Here is a 12,661-nt window from a genome sequence, read left to right as displayed (position 1 = left end):
CATGACGACGCTCACCCGCTGGTCGCACGCCTGCATCCGTCTGGACCGGGGGAGCGACGCCCTGGTCCTCGACCCGGGCATGTTCACGGACCTCGCGGCCGCACTCGACGGCTGCTCGGCGATCCTCGTGACGCACGAGCACGCCGACCACCTCGAGGTCGACGGGGTTGCGGCCGCGGTCGCCGCCGGGGCCGAGGTGTGGGCCCCGGAGCCGGTGCTGGCCCTGCTGCGCGCGGCCGGCGCCGACTCGTCGCGGCTGCACGCGGTCGCGGACGGCGACGAGATCCGGGCGGGCGGCTTCGACGTCCGGGTCGTGGGGGAGTGGCACGCCTCGATCCACCCCGACATCCCGCTGTTCGCAAACGTCGGGTTCCTGGTCGAGCGCGTCCTGCACCCGGGCGACTCGTTCGTCACGGTCGAGCCCGGCGCCGTCGACGTGCTGATGACCCCGCTCGCCGGACCGTGGCTGAGCAGCGAGCAGAGCATCGACTACGTGCGCGAGGTGGCCCCGAAGCGCGTCGTCGTCATCCACGACGCCCATCTGTCCGACGCGGGCCGCGGGCTCTACGGGTCGCTCGTCGAGCGGCTCGGGGGAGCAGGTGCACCCATTCTCCTCGCCCCCGGGGAGTCGATCGATCTGGAGGAGAACGCATGAGCGAGCAGACGCCCCACGAGGTTCCCGAGCTGGAGTTCGACGAGGACATCCCGCCGCGCCCGGAGGAGGAGATCGCGGACGTGGCGCGCGCCACACCGGATCCCGAGGGACACGGCGACCCCGCCTGACGGTCAGGAACGGGCGCATACGGCATTCTGTCCACGTGCAGATCAGACGCGTGGGCGAGGACGACTGGGCGTTGATCCGGGACGTCCGGCTGCGCGCACTGAGTGAGGACCCAGGTGTGTTCGGGTCGTCGATCCAGCGTGAGCAGATGTTCAAGGAGTCCCACTGGCGCATGCGTGCGCGCACGGTGTCCACCTGGATCGCCGTGGACGCCACCGGCGTCGGTCGCGGCATCGTCTCGATGCTGCTCGAGCCCGGTTCTCCCGTCGACGACCGTCACGTCGTCGGCCTGTGGGTCGCGCCCGAGGTGCGTCGCCAGGGGATCGGCTGGCGGCTGCTGGACGCCGCCCGTACGGGTGCGGTCGACGAGGACGCCCGGACGCTGTCGCTGTGGGTCGTCGACGACAACCACGCCGCGGGCGACCTGTACGTCCGCGCGGGCTTCGCGCGCACGGGTGAACGCCACGAGCTGCAACGCGAGCCGGCCCGCATCGAGGAACGCTACGAGCTGACGCTGCGCTGACGCGCGGATGAACGAGTCGACTCGAACTGATTCAGTCGGATGCACCTGACTGATTCACACCGGAACCGACTGATCCACGATCGCTCGCCGGCTCTCGGCACTGTGGCGGGCTCGGGCAGGGGTGGCGGCGCCGCGCTGTAATGACATAATGTGCATTATCGGCGTTTGGTGGATGAGGCGCGAGAGCGATCGGGGTGTCGTCAGGCCGCGTCCGTCGGGCTGTTCAACCAGAGGCCGTCGCGCATGAGGGTTCGCCCTTCGAGCTCGGCGACGTCGCGCCACGCCTGGATGCGCACCGGGCGCAGCACCAGGAAGACGTAGGCGTCGTCGCCGCGCGGGTCCCAGTCGGCCTGCCGCGCGTACGCGTCGCCCAGCGACGGCTCGTCGTCCACCGGGACGCATCGATCCAGCGTGGCGTCCACGACGACGACGTCGCGCGTCGGACCGATCCCCAGCCGTGCCCGGCCCGACGTGACGACGTTGCGTGCGGTCAACGACCGACCCTCGACGGCGAGCAGGATCCGCTCGTCGTGCCAGGCGATCGTCAGCGGGACCAGGTGCGGCGTGCCGTCCGCCGAGGCGGTCGCGACCCAGGCATCGGCGGCTGGTGCGGTCAGCGCCGACAGCGCGTCGGCCGTGCGGGCCGCGATGTCCCGAGGTGCAGGGCTCACGCGGGCTTCTGGTTCAAGCGGATGAGGTTGCCGGACGGATCACGGAATGCGCAGTCCCGGATGCCGTACGGCTGGTCCATCGGTTCCTGGACGACGTCCACCTCCATGCCCTGGACGCGGTCGAAGGTCGCGTCGAGGTCGTCGGTCGACAGGATGAGGGTGGCGAACGTGCCCTTCGCCATCATCTCGGCGACCGTCCGGCGCTCGTCGTCCGTCACGCCGGGTGTCGCCTGCGGCGGGTACAGGACGACGGAGACGTCGGGCTGCTCGGCGGGGCCGACGGTGATCCAGTGCAGACCGTTGTAGCCGACGTCGTTGCGGACCTCGAAGCCGAGGACGTCGCGGTAAAAGGCGGTCGCCGCGGTCGGGTCGTCGTGCGGCAGGAAGCTGGAGTGGATCGTGATCGTCATGGTCGTCACGCTAGTGCGGGGCCAGCGGCCCGGCTTCTCGATTCCTGACCGGTTCGCGCTGCCGCGTCGGGCGCGTCACCTCGCGGGACACGCACCCCGGCAGTCCCGCGCTCTCGTCGGCGTACTCGCTGCGGTACACGCTGGGCGGGACGCCCACGAGCTCGGTGAAGCGCGTGCTGAACGTGCCCAGCGACTGGCAGCCCACCGCGAAGCAGACGTCCGTCACGCTCAGGTCTCCCCTGCGCAGCAGCACCATGGCCCGTTCGATCCGGCGGGTCATGAGGTAGGCGTACGGCGACTCGCCGTAGGCGGCACGGAACTGCCGGCTGAGGTGCCCGGCGGACATGTGGACCCCGCGCGCCAGCTCCTCGACGTCGAGGGGCTGCGCGAACTCGCGGTCCATCCGGTCGCGCACACGGCGCAACAAGGCGAGGTCGCGCAGGCGCGGGTCGGACGTCATCGTCCCGATCGTCCCACGCACCGCGTCGTCAGGCGCCCGACTCCCCCGCGGCGTCCGCCGTCAGGTAGGTGCCGTCGCCCCGGGTCACGAGGCCGTCGGCGAGCCGCAGCACCTCGCAGACCAGCGCACCTGTGTGGTTGCGGTAGTTGATGACCACCGTGTCGACGCCCACGTACAGGTCGTTGAGCTCGAAGTGCAGGTCCGGGATGCGCTGCAGGCCAAGGGCCCAGTACTCCCCGATCGCCTCCCGCCCCACCAGCACTCCCCCAGTCTCCGGCAGGAGCTGCGCGGCGACGGGCGACGTGAAGATCGCGTCCTCGGCGAAGTGGTTGACGAGCTCGTCGACGTCGTGGGCGTTCCAGGCGTTGAGCCAGGCGCGGGCGAACGACTGCGCGGCGGTGATGTCCATCCGCCCATCCTCGCGCGCGCTCCCCGTCCTCGGTACCGCCGTTCGGAGCGTGTCGGCGACTCACAGGCATCTGGCACGCTCGAGCAGTCCGGAAGCAGCGTGGGCCACGCGACGTTGTCATGCCTGGACGACGACCTCGAAGGAGAACCATGCCTGACTACGGCCACGACCTGGCCTTCGGCAGCTTTCTGACCCCGCAGGCGAACGACCCCCAGCAGGTGGTCGCCCTCGCCGTCGCCGGCGAACGGCACGGGCTGGACCTCGTCACGTTCCAGGACCACCCCTACCAGCCCGCGTTCCTCGACACCTGGACGCTGCTGACGTGGGTCGCAGCGGCGACGAGCCGGGTGCAGGTGGCCGGGAACGTGCTCAACCTGCCGCTGCGGCAGCCGGCTGTGCTGGCCAAGTCGGCCGCGAGCCTCGACCTGCTCTCCGGTGGTCGCGTCGCCCTGGGGCTCGGGTCCGGTGCCTTCTGGGACGCGATCGTGTCGATGGGCGCCCCGCGGATGACTCCAGGTGAGGCGGTGACCGCGCTCGACGAGGCCATCGACGTGATCCGCGGCCTGTGGGACACCGACACGCGCGGCGTCCTGCGCGCGGGCGGTGAGCACCACGCCGTCGACGGTGCCAAGCGCGGCCCCGCGCCGGCCCACGACATCCCCATCTGGCTCGGCGCGTACAAACCGCGCATGCTCGCCCTGGTCGGGGCCAAGGCGGACGGCTGGCTGCCCAGCCAGGGCTACCTGCAGCCCGGCCAGCTCGCCGAGGGCAACGCGCGCATCGACGCGGCCGCCTCCGCGGCGGGCCGCGACCCCCGGGAGATCCGACGGCTGCTGAACCTGGGCGGTCGGGTGCCCGCGAGCGTGGACGCTTGGGTCGACGAGCTGCTCCCCCTGGTCGTCGACGACGGCGTCTCCACCTTCGTCCTCGGCACCGACGACGAGCGCGCGCTCGCCGTGTTCGGCGAGGAGCTCGCCCCCGCGCTGCGCGCCGCGGTGGCCGCCGAGCGGCGTTCCGCCGGGACGACGACGGGAGCGGTCCGACCCGCGTCCGCCCTGGCCAAGCGTGTGCCGGGGATCGACTACGACGCCATCCCGGACTCCCTGGCCGACAGCGTCGTCGAGCCCGGCGACCGCGGGTACGGCGCCGTGCGCTCCACGTACATCTGGGCGGGCAGCCCGGGTCTCGTCGTCCGGGCGCGCAGCACGGACGAGGTCGCGCAGGCACTGGCGTTCGCGCGCACGCAGGACGTGCCGCTGGCGGTCCGTTCCGGCGGGCACGGCATCGCCGGCCGGTCGACGAACGACGGCGGCATCGTGATCGACCTGGGCGCTCTGGACGGGGTCGAGGTCCTCGACCGGGACCGTCGTCTCGTCCGCCTCGGCGCCGGCGCGCACTGGGGCGACGTCGCCGCGAAGCTGTCACCGCTCGGGATGGCCATCAGCTCTGGCGACTACGGCGACGTCGGTGTCGGCGGCCTCGTCGTCGCCGGCGGTCAGGGACTGCTGGGGCGTTCCTACGGCCTCACGCTCGACCACGTGGTCGCGGCGGAGGTGGTGCTCGCGGACGGTTCGGTGGTGCGTGCGACGGCCGACGAGCACGCCGACCTGCTGTGGGCCGTGCGCGGCGCCGGTGCCGCCGTGGGCATCGTCACCTCGGTCGACATCGAGGCGGCCGCCGTCGGCGACGTCGTCCTCGCGACCTTCGTCTACGACGCGAGCGACACGGCCGAGCTGCTGCTGACCTGGTCCCAGCTCGTCGAGGACTCACCCTGGGAGCTCACCAGCTTCCTCACCCTCGTGCCCGCCCGCCCCGACCAGCCGCCGATCGCCCAGGCCATGACCGTCTGGGCGGGCGACGACACCGACGCGGCCGTCGCCGCTCTCGAGCCCTTCCTGGGCGTCGCTCCGGTGCTCCAGCAGCAGGCCAACCTGCTCCCCTACTCGGGAGTCGTGCAGGCGCACCACTCCCGCCACGAGGGCGGCGGCCCGGCGAACATCCGCGGCGGCCTCGTCGAGCACGTCACCCCGGACGTCGCGCGCGTCCTGGCCGACCTGCTGCGCGCCGGCGAGACCCAGATGCTGCAGCTGCGCGCCGTCGGCGGCGCGGTCAACACCGTGCCCGCCGACGCGACCGCGTACGCCCACCGCACCCAGAACTTCTCGCTGTCGGCCATGACGACCGCCTCGCGGCGTCCGGCGCTCGACCGCCGGTGGGACGAGCTCGGGGAAGCCGTCACGGGCGTCTACCGGAGCTTCGACCTGGGCGACGACCGCCTCGAGCGCGTGTATCCCCCGGCGACGCTGGAGAGGCTGCGTGCCGTGGCTCGGCGATACGACCCCGACGGGGTGTTCGGTCACGACCTGCCGCTCGACGTGCCACGATGACGCGATGAGCACCGACGACGTCACCGCCCTGATCGCCACCGTCGAGGCGCAGGAGCGCGAGCTCGAGTTCGCGACCTTCGACAACGACGACGCATGGCGGCTCGGCTGCCTGCTGGTGGAGCTCGCGATCACGCGCGACCTGCCGGTCACCGTCGACGTCCGGCGCGGGACGCAGCAGCTCTTCCACGCCGCTCGACCCGGCACGGTCGCGGACAACGACTCCTGGATCGAGCGCAAGGTGCGCGTTGTCGAGCGGTTCGGCGCCTCGTCGTTCCTCGTCGGGCTGCGTTCGCGCGCTCGCGGCACGACCTTCGCGCAGCAGCACGACCTGCCGCACCAGCAGTTCGCGGCGCACGGCGGCTCGTTCCCCGTGCGCGTCCGCGGTGTGGGCATCGTCGGCGCGGCCACCGTCTCCGGTCTCCCCCAGGCTGACGACCACGCCCTCGTGGTGGAGGGCATCCGCGCGTTCCTCGCGTGACCACAGCCACGCGCGGCGGGCAGCTCCGTCCACAGATGTGGCGCGCGCCCGTCGTGCCGGTGCGGGCGGTCCCACGCTGGGTGCATGACGACGACACCACGCGAGCACGACTGGAGCGACGACTGGGCGCAGGAGGAGTGGCCCGACGACGACGGGGCGCCGCCCGTCCCGTGGGCTGCCTCCCCCGGCTGCCACTGCAGGTGCCCGGGCCGCGCGCCGGGGTTCGACGACGACGGACCCGACGACGACCTGATCTACCCCGTGGGGACCGTGCTCGGCGACGGTGAGGCGGCGCTGGACGTGCTGCTCCCCCTCATCGGTCCCGAACGAGCCGGGCCTGCGGCACTGTGGGCGCTGCTCGTCGACGAGGACGACCGCACCCTTCCGGTGGTGATCCCGTTGGACGACACCCCGGCCCGGCCGGACGCGGTGCTCGCGAGCGACCTGGTCGCCGCGCTCGCCCTGATCCTGGCTGAACGCGCCCCGGGTGGCGGGCTGGTGTTCGCGGTCGTCCGTCGAGCGGGCGGCGACCGCGGAACGGTGGAACGCGGGTGGGAGCAGGTGCTCGCGCAGGCGTGCGAGGCGCAGGGCGTGCGGTTGCGCGGCGTGTGCGCCGTCGGCCGGCACCGCGCGCGGGTGCTGCGCTGGTGACGCCGGCCGGGTCGGCGGGAGTCAGGACTCCGTGGTGTCGTCGAGCGCGGCGAGCTGCTCGAGGGTCGGCTCCCACAGGATCGAGGCGACATTGGCGCGTAGCTGGTCGGGCGTGCGAGCGCCGGCGATCACCGAGCCGACCGTGGGTTGCGCCGCGAGGCCGCCGAGGGCCAGCGTCGGCAGGTCGACCCCCCACTCCTGAGCGAGGGACGTCAGCGCCTCGATCCGGTCGAAGTCCGCTCCGGCCAGTCGGTCCGGCATCCGTGCGAGCCTGCTCCCGTCCGGTGCCGCCTCGCCCCGCCGGTACTTGCCGGTGAGCAGTCCCGACGCGAGAGGCACGTACGGCAGGATCCCGACGCCGGCGCTCTCCGCGGCCGGCACGAGCTCGCGCTCCGCGTCCCGGTCCAGCAGGTTGTACCGGTTCTGGGCCGAGACGAACGGCGTCAGGCCCTCGGTACGTGCGACCCAGTCCGCCTCCGTGACCTGCCAGGCGGCGAAGTTCGACGATCCGAGGTAGCGGACCTTGCCCTCGGTGACGAGGTCGTGGAGAGCGGCGAGCGTCTCCTCGATCGGGGTGAGCGGGTCGGGGGCGTGGAGCTGGTACAGATCGATGTAGTCCGTGCCCAGCCGGCGCAGCGAACCCTCGACCGCCCGGCGGACGTAGCGTCGCGAGCCGCGCGCACCCCAGTCAGGCCCGTTGAGGCCGCGGGTGTCCATGCCGAACTTGGTGGCGATCATCACGTCGTCGCGTGACCCCGCGAGGGCGGCGCCGAGCAGCGACTCGCTCTGGCCGGGCTCGCCGCCGTAGACGTCAGCCGTGTCGAAGAACGTCACGCCCGCGTCCAGCGCCGCGTTGACCAGCGGCGCGACCTCGTCGGGATGAAGCGTGGCGCCGAACGTGTTGCAGCCCAGACCCGCAGTCGATACCGTCAGCCCGCTATCGCCCAGCCGACGGTGCGTCATGGTGGTGGCAGAAGTCACCCTCGCAGACTAAGCCCGCGCAGCGCTCCCGGCGTGCGTTCACGAAGCCTTCACGCCAGGCTGGAACACTAGGACGGCACCCACCGTTGAAACCGGTGGTAGCACCCACACTCGACGGCCGAGACCCGGCACGGAGGTCCCCAAGATGGCGAACAGGTCCCTGCGCGGCATGCGCATCGGGTCCCAGAGCATGGAGTCCGAGGACGGCGTCGACTTCGCCCCTCGTCTCCAGGCGCACTACGACTGCCCCAACGGGCACACGATCATCCTGCCGTTCTCGGTCGAGGCCGACGTCCCGGTGGTGTGGGAGTGCCGGTGCGGCGCCGAGGCGTTGCTGCGCGACGCCGACCAGCCCGAGGTCAAGGCCGGCAAGCCTGCGCGTACGCACTGGGACATGCTGCTCGAGCGCCGCACGATCGGTGAGCTCCAGGAGCTGCTCGACGAGCGACTGGACCTGCTCCGGTCCGGCAAGCTGCGCCGCAGCGCCTGAGACAGTAGCGCCGTGACGACCGGCCCGCTCAGGCGGGTCGACGCGTGATTCGACGGAACGCTCCCGCCACCTGGCGGGAGCGTTCGGCTATCCCCCAGCGGGTCACCGAGACGAGCGCCTCGACGACGATGGCGCGGCTCATCTTGGACGCCCCGGCGGCTCGCTCGACGAAGGTGATGGGGATCTCCACGGTCCGCGCTCCGGCACGGACCGCCCGCCACGACATGTCCACCTGGAAGCCATAGCCCTGCGACTGGACCTCGCCGAGCGGGATCCGGCGCAGCAGGTCGGCGCGGTACGCGCGGAAGCCACCGGTCGCGTCGTGCAGCGGGATGCCGAGCATGATGCGGGTGAAGGTGTTGGCCCCGCGGGAGAGGATCTCGCGGTTCTTCGGCCAGTTCACCACCGAACCACCCGGCACCCAGCGCGAGCCGAGCACCAGGTCGGCGTCGTCGACCGCCGCGAGCAGCAGCGGTAGATCCTGCGCGCGGTGGCTGCCGTCGGCGTCCATCTCGCAGATGACCGCGTAGTCCCGCTCGAGCGCCCACCGGAACCCGGCGACGTAGGCCGTGCCCAGACCGAGCTTGCCGGAGCGGTGCATGACGTGGATCTCGCGTGGCGCCGTGTCGTCGGCGGCGATCTTCTCCACCAGCGCGCCCGTGCCGTCAGGCGACCCGTCGTCGACGACCAGGACGTGCGCGTCGGGCACGTGCTGTGCGAGCCGCTCGAGCGCACCGGGGATCGACTCGAGCTCGTTGTACGTGGGGATGACGACCAGGGTGCGCCGGCTCATGCCATCACGCCCCGGTCGGACCGGCGGACGCGCGACGCGCCCACGGCGCCCGCGACGACGGCCGCGACGGCCAGCGCCTCGGCGATCCATGCCGGCCAGCCGCCCAGCCGGGTAGCCGGCGTCATGGTGTCGCGCAGCGGCATCGTCGCCACCATCTGCTCCGCGGTGAACAGACCGGTCTGCTGGCTCACCGCGCCGTTCGGGGCGATGACCGCGCTGACGCCGACGGTCGAGATCTGCACCGTCGCCCGGCCGTGCTCGATAGCGCGGATGCGCGACATCGCGAGCTGTTGCGTGGACTCGTCGGAGTACCCGAACGTCGCGTTGTTGGTCTGCACCACCAGCACCTCTCCCCCGGCGCGGACAGCGTCACGCACCAGTGCGTCGTAGGCGACCTCGAAGCAGATCACGTCGCCGATGCCGACCGTGCGTCGAAGTCGCGCCGAGTCCAGCGGGATGTAGCCGGGTCGGTCACCCGGGATCATGTCACGAGTCACCAGGTCGACGGCACTCGAGAAGTGCCGGACGAACGAGCGCATCGGGATGTACTCGGCGAACGGCGCCGGGTGCTGCTTCGAGTAGCTCGCGACCACGCCTTGTCCCGGCTCCCACAAGACTGCGGTGTTGTAGCGCCCGCCAGACTCTGGATACTGGACGGTCCCGATCAGCATCGGCGCGTCGACGGCCTTGGCGGCGTCGTCGATCGCCTTGCCCGCGGCCGCGTCCGCCTGGGGGTCGATGTCCGTGCCGTTCTCCGGCCAGAGCACCAGGTCGAGGTCGCCCGGCTGCACCTGGTCGAGCAGGGCGTACGTGCCCTGGAGGTGGTTGTCGAGCACGGCGGCCCGCTGCCCGAAAGCGTCAAGTCCCTGGCCCGGCACGTTGCCCTGCACAGCGCCTACCTTCAGGGTGCCCGTCTGGGCCTGCGTGGCCAGCGGCACGCTCAGGCCGACGAGCAGCAGAGCGATCCCGAGCGCGAAGGCGCCCGCGGTCCGCAGCGCACGCAGGCGACGCGCGCTGATCACCGCTCGCGCCAGGACCACCCCGACGAGCGCTGTCAGCCCGCTCAGCAGCGGCACACCGCCCCAGGACGCGAACGCGGCGAGCGGTGCGTCGGCCTGGCTGAAGGCGAGGCGCCCCCACGGGAAGCCGCCGAACGGCCCGAACGCGCGCAGCTCCTCGACCGCGACCCACAGGAGCACGAACACCGCGGCCTGCCAGGCGCCCGACCGCCACACGGCGTAGCCGCGCCGCGCCCAGGACCAGGCGGCTCCGAAGATCGCCAGGTAGCACGCCTCCGCGATGCTGAGCGCGAACCACGGCACGACTCCGACCGCGTCCCCGGCCCAGACGATCAGCGGGACGAAGAAGGCGAGCCCGAACACCAGCCCGACGAGCGCGTTCCAGCGTGCGCTGTCACGGCGGAGCGCCAGGTACAGCAGCGCGACGCCGACGTACGCGAGGCCCCACCATCCGGGCGACGGGAAGGCCAGGCGTGTCAGGTAGCCGCCGACGGCTGCGAGGACGAGGGTCCACCAGCGGGCGGGTTCAGCGGTGGGCACGGCGTCAGGCTACGGCAGCGGACCAGGTGCGCCGAAAAGCGCCGGTCTGACGAGACTGAGCCCCGGGGAGATCTCGACCGACCGGCCCGCGTGTCCTTCGTACCGGCGGCGCCCAGGGGCGGGCCGTTGTCTACTGAACACGCGGGCCCGGTCGGAGCCCCGAGATCCACCGTCGGCTCCCTGCGGGAGTCCCGGGACAACGTCGTCGACGGTTCCGCGGTGGTGGGTCAACGAGCAACCTACCGGCTGTCCAGGACGTGTCAAGGGTGCGTCACCGCAGGTCACAGACCTCCATGCAGGTCATGGCGCCCGGTTTGGGTGATTGGTGACTGGTCGGTTCGGCGTGTCGCCGCGCGTGTCGCGCGATCGGGGTCCGTGCGGGTCGCCGACGCGGCGAGCCGAAGCCGCGGAATCACCCGCTCAGCCCAACGCGTCGAAGATCGTGAGCCCGTCGCGGACCGTGCGCACGCACCGCGCAGGCTCGGTGTCGTCGCCGTCCGGCGCGAGTGCGGGCAGCAGCGGGATCCCGGCCCGGGCGTCGGGGCTCCACGCGGACAGGCGTCCATCGGGCGCCTGCACGACGAGCTCGTCGGCCTCCCACACGGCGAGGTGAGCCGGCGATCCGACCCGCAGCTCGCCGACGTGATCGTGGCCGGCCAGCCGCCACCCGCCGCGCGACGACGCACGGAAGGCTGCTCGCGCGCTGATCCGCTGGTCGATCTCGTGGTGGAACGACGCGGCCCGCACGCCGCCCCACGGATCCAGCGGCGTGACGGGCGAGTCGGAACCGAACGCGAGCGGGACACCGGCGGCGGCGAGGTCCGCGATCGGGTTGAGCGCAGCGGCCCGGCCCGGTCCCAGGCGGTTGGCGTACATCCCGGCGGTGCCGCCCCATGCCGCGTCGAACGCCGGCTGGATGCTCAGCCGGACCCCCATGAGCACGAGCGTGGCGAGCGTCGCGGCGTCGATCATCTCGGCGTGCTCGAGCCGCACCCCGGTCCGGGCGAGCGCAGCCGCCCCCTCGACGTCGGCGGCCGCGCGAAGGCCCAGCAGCACCTCGTCCATCGCGGCGTCCCCGATCACGTGGAATCCGGCCTGCGCCCCCGCCCGGGACACCGCCGTCAGGTGGTTCGCGATCTGCCCGGCGTCCAGGTAGAGGGTGCCGCTCTCCCCCGGCGCGTCCGTGTACGGGCGGCGCAGCGCGGCCGTGCGGGACCCGATCGAGCCGTCGACGTTGAGGTCGCCGCCGATGCCCGTCAGGCCGGGGATCGCCGCGAGGATCTCGCGAGCGTCGTCGACGGTCTCGCACAGCTCGCCCCGGTACGCGACCAGGTGCGGGAGCCCGTCCCGGGCGTCGGCGGTCAGCTCGAGGAGCTCGACGAGGCCGGCGCGCGTGTCGATCGACGGCGCGCTGTGCTCGTGCACGGAGACGATCCCGCGAGCCGCGGCGTGCTGCAGCGCGCGGCGGTAGAGCGCGGTGCGACGATCCGCCGAGACCGCGCGTGCGTGGTCCCGCGCCGCGTGGTGGGCGTCGCGGACGACGAGGCCGTCGTCGCTCCAGCCCTCAGCACGGTCGGCGCCGGACGCGGCGGCCAGGGACGACGACACGACCGCCGAGTGCACGTCGACGCGTGCCAGGTAGACCGGCGCGCCGGATGCCGCCGCGTCGAGCTCCGCGCGCGTCGGCGGGCGGCGTTCCGGCCACGCCAGCTCGTCCCAGCCGAATCCGAGCACAGGCAGGCCGTCGGCGCGGTCGACAGCGCGCCGGACCGCCGCGAGGGCGTCGGCGAGGTCGTGGACGCCGCCAGCGGGACTGAGGTCGATGCTCTCCAGCGCGAGGCCGGTCTCGAGGACGTGCACGTGCGCGTCGACGAAGCCGGGGGTCACGAGCCGGCCGTCCAGGTCGACGACCTCGTCGGCGCGGGCGGCGAAGCCGTCGGCGGTGTCCTCCGCGCCGAGCCAGGCGATGACGCCGTCCTCCACGAGCAGGGCTTCGGCGAACGGGTCGGCGGACGTGTGGATGACGCCGCGGCGGTACAGGGTCGAGCTCACCGGCACACGATAGGGC

15 protein-coding genes are annotated in these 12,661 nt (G+C 72.7%); 7 read left to right on the top strand and 8 right to left on the bottom strand.

Features of this window, described 5'->3' with window-relative positions; all coding sequences use genetic code 11:
- Window position 1: 1 nt before the first annotated feature.
- Genes IC607_RS07565 through IC607_RS07560 form a run of 3 tightly spaced genes read left to right on the top strand, consistent with a single transcriptional unit; the run spans window position 2 to window position 1,304 of the window.
- Complete coding sequence (locus tag IC607_RS07565) at window positions 2-655, top strand: MBL fold metallo-hydrolase (protein ID WP_191786638.1); 654 nt, start codon at window positions 2-4, stop codon at window positions 653-655.
- Window positions 652-783, top strand: coding sequence for a hypothetical protein (locus IC607_RS17630; protein WP_255502277.1), 132 nt, complete (start codon window positions 652-654; stop codon window positions 781-783). The genes IC607_RS07565 and IC607_RS17630 overlap by 4 nt, the downstream gene beginning before the upstream one ends.
- A 35-nt stretch (window positions 784-818) precedes the next feature.
- Entirely contained in the window at window positions 819-1,304 is a 486-nt protein-coding gene (locus IC607_RS07560) for a GNAT family N-acetyltransferase (RefSeq protein WP_191786636.1), read from the top strand.
- Window positions 1,305-1,504: 200 nt separating this feature from the next.
- On the opposite strand, the gene IC607_RS07555 is transcribed toward IC607_RS07560, so the two are convergent.
- From IC607_RS07555 to IC607_RS07540, 4 genes are read right to left on the bottom strand one after another with little or no spacing between them, the layout of a single operon-like run.
- Window positions 1,505-1,975 carry a pyridoxamine 5'-phosphate oxidase family protein gene (locus tag IC607_RS07555; RefSeq protein ID WP_191786634.1) on the bottom strand — a complete coding sequence of 157 codons (471 nt, stop codon included), beginning with the start codon at window positions 1,973-1,975 and terminating at the stop codon, window positions 1,505-1,507.
- Complete coding sequence (locus IC607_RS07550; RefSeq protein ID WP_191786632.1) at window positions 1,972-2,385, bottom strand: VOC family protein; 414 nt, start codon at window positions 2,383-2,385, stop codon at window positions 1,972-1,974. The genes IC607_RS07555 and IC607_RS07550 overlap by 4 nt, the downstream gene beginning before the upstream one ends.
- 10 nt (window positions 2,386-2,395) lie before the next feature.
- On the bottom strand, window positions 2,396-2,845 hold the full coding sequence (locus tag IC607_RS07545; RefSeq protein ID WP_191786630.1) for a helix-turn-helix transcriptional regulator: 450 nt from the start codon (window positions 2,843-2,845) through the stop codon (window positions 2,396-2,398).
- Window positions 2,846-2,873: 28 nt separating this feature from the next.
- Window positions 2,874-3,254: a nuclear transport factor 2 family protein gene (locus tag IC607_RS07540; protein ID WP_191786628.1), complete on the bottom strand. Its 381-nt coding sequence runs from the start codon at window positions 3,252-3,254 to the stop codon at window positions 2,874-2,876.
- A gap of 149 nt (window positions 3,255-3,403) precedes the next feature.
- Between IC607_RS07540 and IC607_RS07535 the strand changes: the two genes are divergently transcribed.
- The 3 genes from IC607_RS07535 (at window position 3,404) to IC607_RS07525 (ending at window position 6,770) form a co-directional block, all read left to right on the top strand.
- The gene (locus IC607_RS07535) at window positions 3,404-5,641 is read left to right on the top strand and encodes an LLM class flavin-dependent oxidoreductase (RefSeq protein ID WP_191786626.1); all 2,238 of its coding nucleotides are present in this window, start codon (window positions 3,404-3,406) and stop codon (window positions 5,639-5,641) included.
- A gap of 4 nt (window positions 5,642-5,645) precedes the next feature.
- Window positions 5,646-6,119, top strand: a complete 474-nt coding sequence (locus tag IC607_RS07530) for a heme-degrading domain-containing protein (protein ID WP_191786624.1) — start codon at window positions 5,646-5,648, stop codon at window positions 6,117-6,119.
- Window positions 6,120-6,203: 84 nt separating this feature from the next.
- Window positions 6,204-6,770, top strand: coding sequence for a hypothetical protein (locus IC607_RS07525; protein ID WP_191786622.1), 567 nt, complete (start codon window positions 6,204-6,206; stop codon window positions 6,768-6,770).
- 21 nt (window positions 6,771-6,791) lie between these two features.
- On the opposite strand, the gene IC607_RS07520 is transcribed toward IC607_RS07525, so the two are convergent.
- Window positions 6,792-7,733, bottom strand: coding sequence for an aldo/keto reductase (locus IC607_RS07520; protein WP_225224732.1), 942 nt, complete (start codon window positions 7,731-7,733; stop codon window positions 6,792-6,794).
- Window positions 7,734-7,896: 163 nt separating this feature from the next.
- On the opposite strand from IC607_RS07520, the gene IC607_RS07515 reads away from it, so the two are divergent.
- Window positions 7,897-8,241, top strand: a complete 345-nt coding sequence (locus IC607_RS07515; RefSeq protein WP_191786618.1) for an RNA polymerase-binding protein RbpA — start codon at window positions 7,897-7,899, stop codon at window positions 8,239-8,241.
- Between the two features lie 28 nt (window positions 8,242-8,269).
- Here IC607_RS07515 and IC607_RS07510 read toward each other — a convergent pair whose 3' ends face one another.
- The 3 genes from IC607_RS07510 to IC607_RS07500 all read right to left on the bottom strand — a co-directional run bounded on the left by IC607_RS07510 (window position 8,270) and on the right by IC607_RS07500 (window position 12,645).
- Window positions 8,270-9,034: a polyprenol monophosphomannose synthase gene (locus IC607_RS07510; RefSeq protein ID WP_191786616.1), complete on the bottom strand. Its 765-nt coding sequence runs from the start codon at window positions 9,032-9,034 to the stop codon at window positions 8,270-8,272.
- The gene (lnt, locus tag IC607_RS07505; protein ID WP_191786614.1) at window positions 9,031-10,593 is read right to left on the bottom strand and encodes an apolipoprotein N-acyltransferase; all 1,563 of its coding nucleotides are present in this window, start codon (window positions 10,591-10,593) and stop codon (window positions 9,031-9,033) included. Before lnt ends, IC607_RS07510 begins: the two co-directional genes overlap by 4 nt.
- A 420-nt stretch (window positions 10,594-11,013) precedes the next feature.
- Window positions 11,014-12,645, bottom strand: coding sequence for an amidohydrolase family protein (locus IC607_RS07500; RefSeq protein ID WP_191786612.1), 1,632 nt, complete (start codon window positions 12,643-12,645; stop codon window positions 11,014-11,016).
- Window positions 12,646-12,661: the final 16 nt, after the last annotated feature.

This window comes from Cellulomonas sp. JH27-2 (assembly GCF_014837175.1).
GTDB lineage: Bacteria > Actinomycetota > Actinomycetes > Actinomycetales > Cellulomonadaceae > Cellulomonas.
This window is presented reverse-complemented; position numbering and strand designations above follow the sequence as displayed.

Coding starts and splice junctions, on each gene's coding strand:
- IC607_RS07530 (WP_191786624.1), top strand. CDS start 5,646: ATGAGCACCGACGACGTCACCGCCCTGATCGCCACCGTCGAGGCGCAG.
- IC607_RS07515 (WP_191786618.1), top strand. CDS start 7,897: ATGGCGAACAGGTCCCTGCGCGGCATGCGCATCGGGTCCCAGAGCATG.
- IC607_RS07535 (WP_191786626.1), top strand. CDS start 3,404: ATGCCTGACTACGGCCACGACCTGGCCTTCGGCAGCTTTCTGACCCCG.
- IC607_RS07565 (WP_191786638.1), top strand. CDS start 2: ATGACGACGCTCACCCGCTGGTCGCACGCCTGCATCCGTCTGGACCGG.
- IC607_RS07525 (WP_191786622.1), top strand. CDS start 6,204: ATGACGACGACACCACGCGAGCACGACTGGAGCGACGACTGGGCGCAG.
- IC607_RS07545 (WP_191786630.1), bottom strand. CDS start 2,845: ATGACGTCCGACCCGCGCCTGCGCGACCTCGCCTTGTTGCGCCGTGTG.
- IC607_RS07520 (WP_225224732.1), bottom strand. CDS start 7,733: ATGACGCACCGTCGGCTGGGCGATAGCGGGCTGACGGTATCGACTGCG.
- IC607_RS17630 (WP_255502277.1), top strand. CDS start 652: ATGAGCGAGCAGACGCCCCACGAGGTTCCCGAGCTGGAGTTCGACGAG.
- IC607_RS07510 (WP_191786616.1), bottom strand. CDS start 9,034: ATGAGCCGGCGCACCCTGGTCGTCATCCCCACGTACAACGAGCTCGAG.
- IC607_RS07550 (WP_191786632.1), bottom strand. CDS start 2,385: ATGACGATCACGATCCACTCCAGCTTCCTGCCGCACGACGACCCGACC.
- IC607_RS07540 (WP_191786628.1), bottom strand. CDS start 3,254: ATGGACATCACCGCCGCGCAGTCGTTCGCCCGCGCCTGGCTCAACGCC.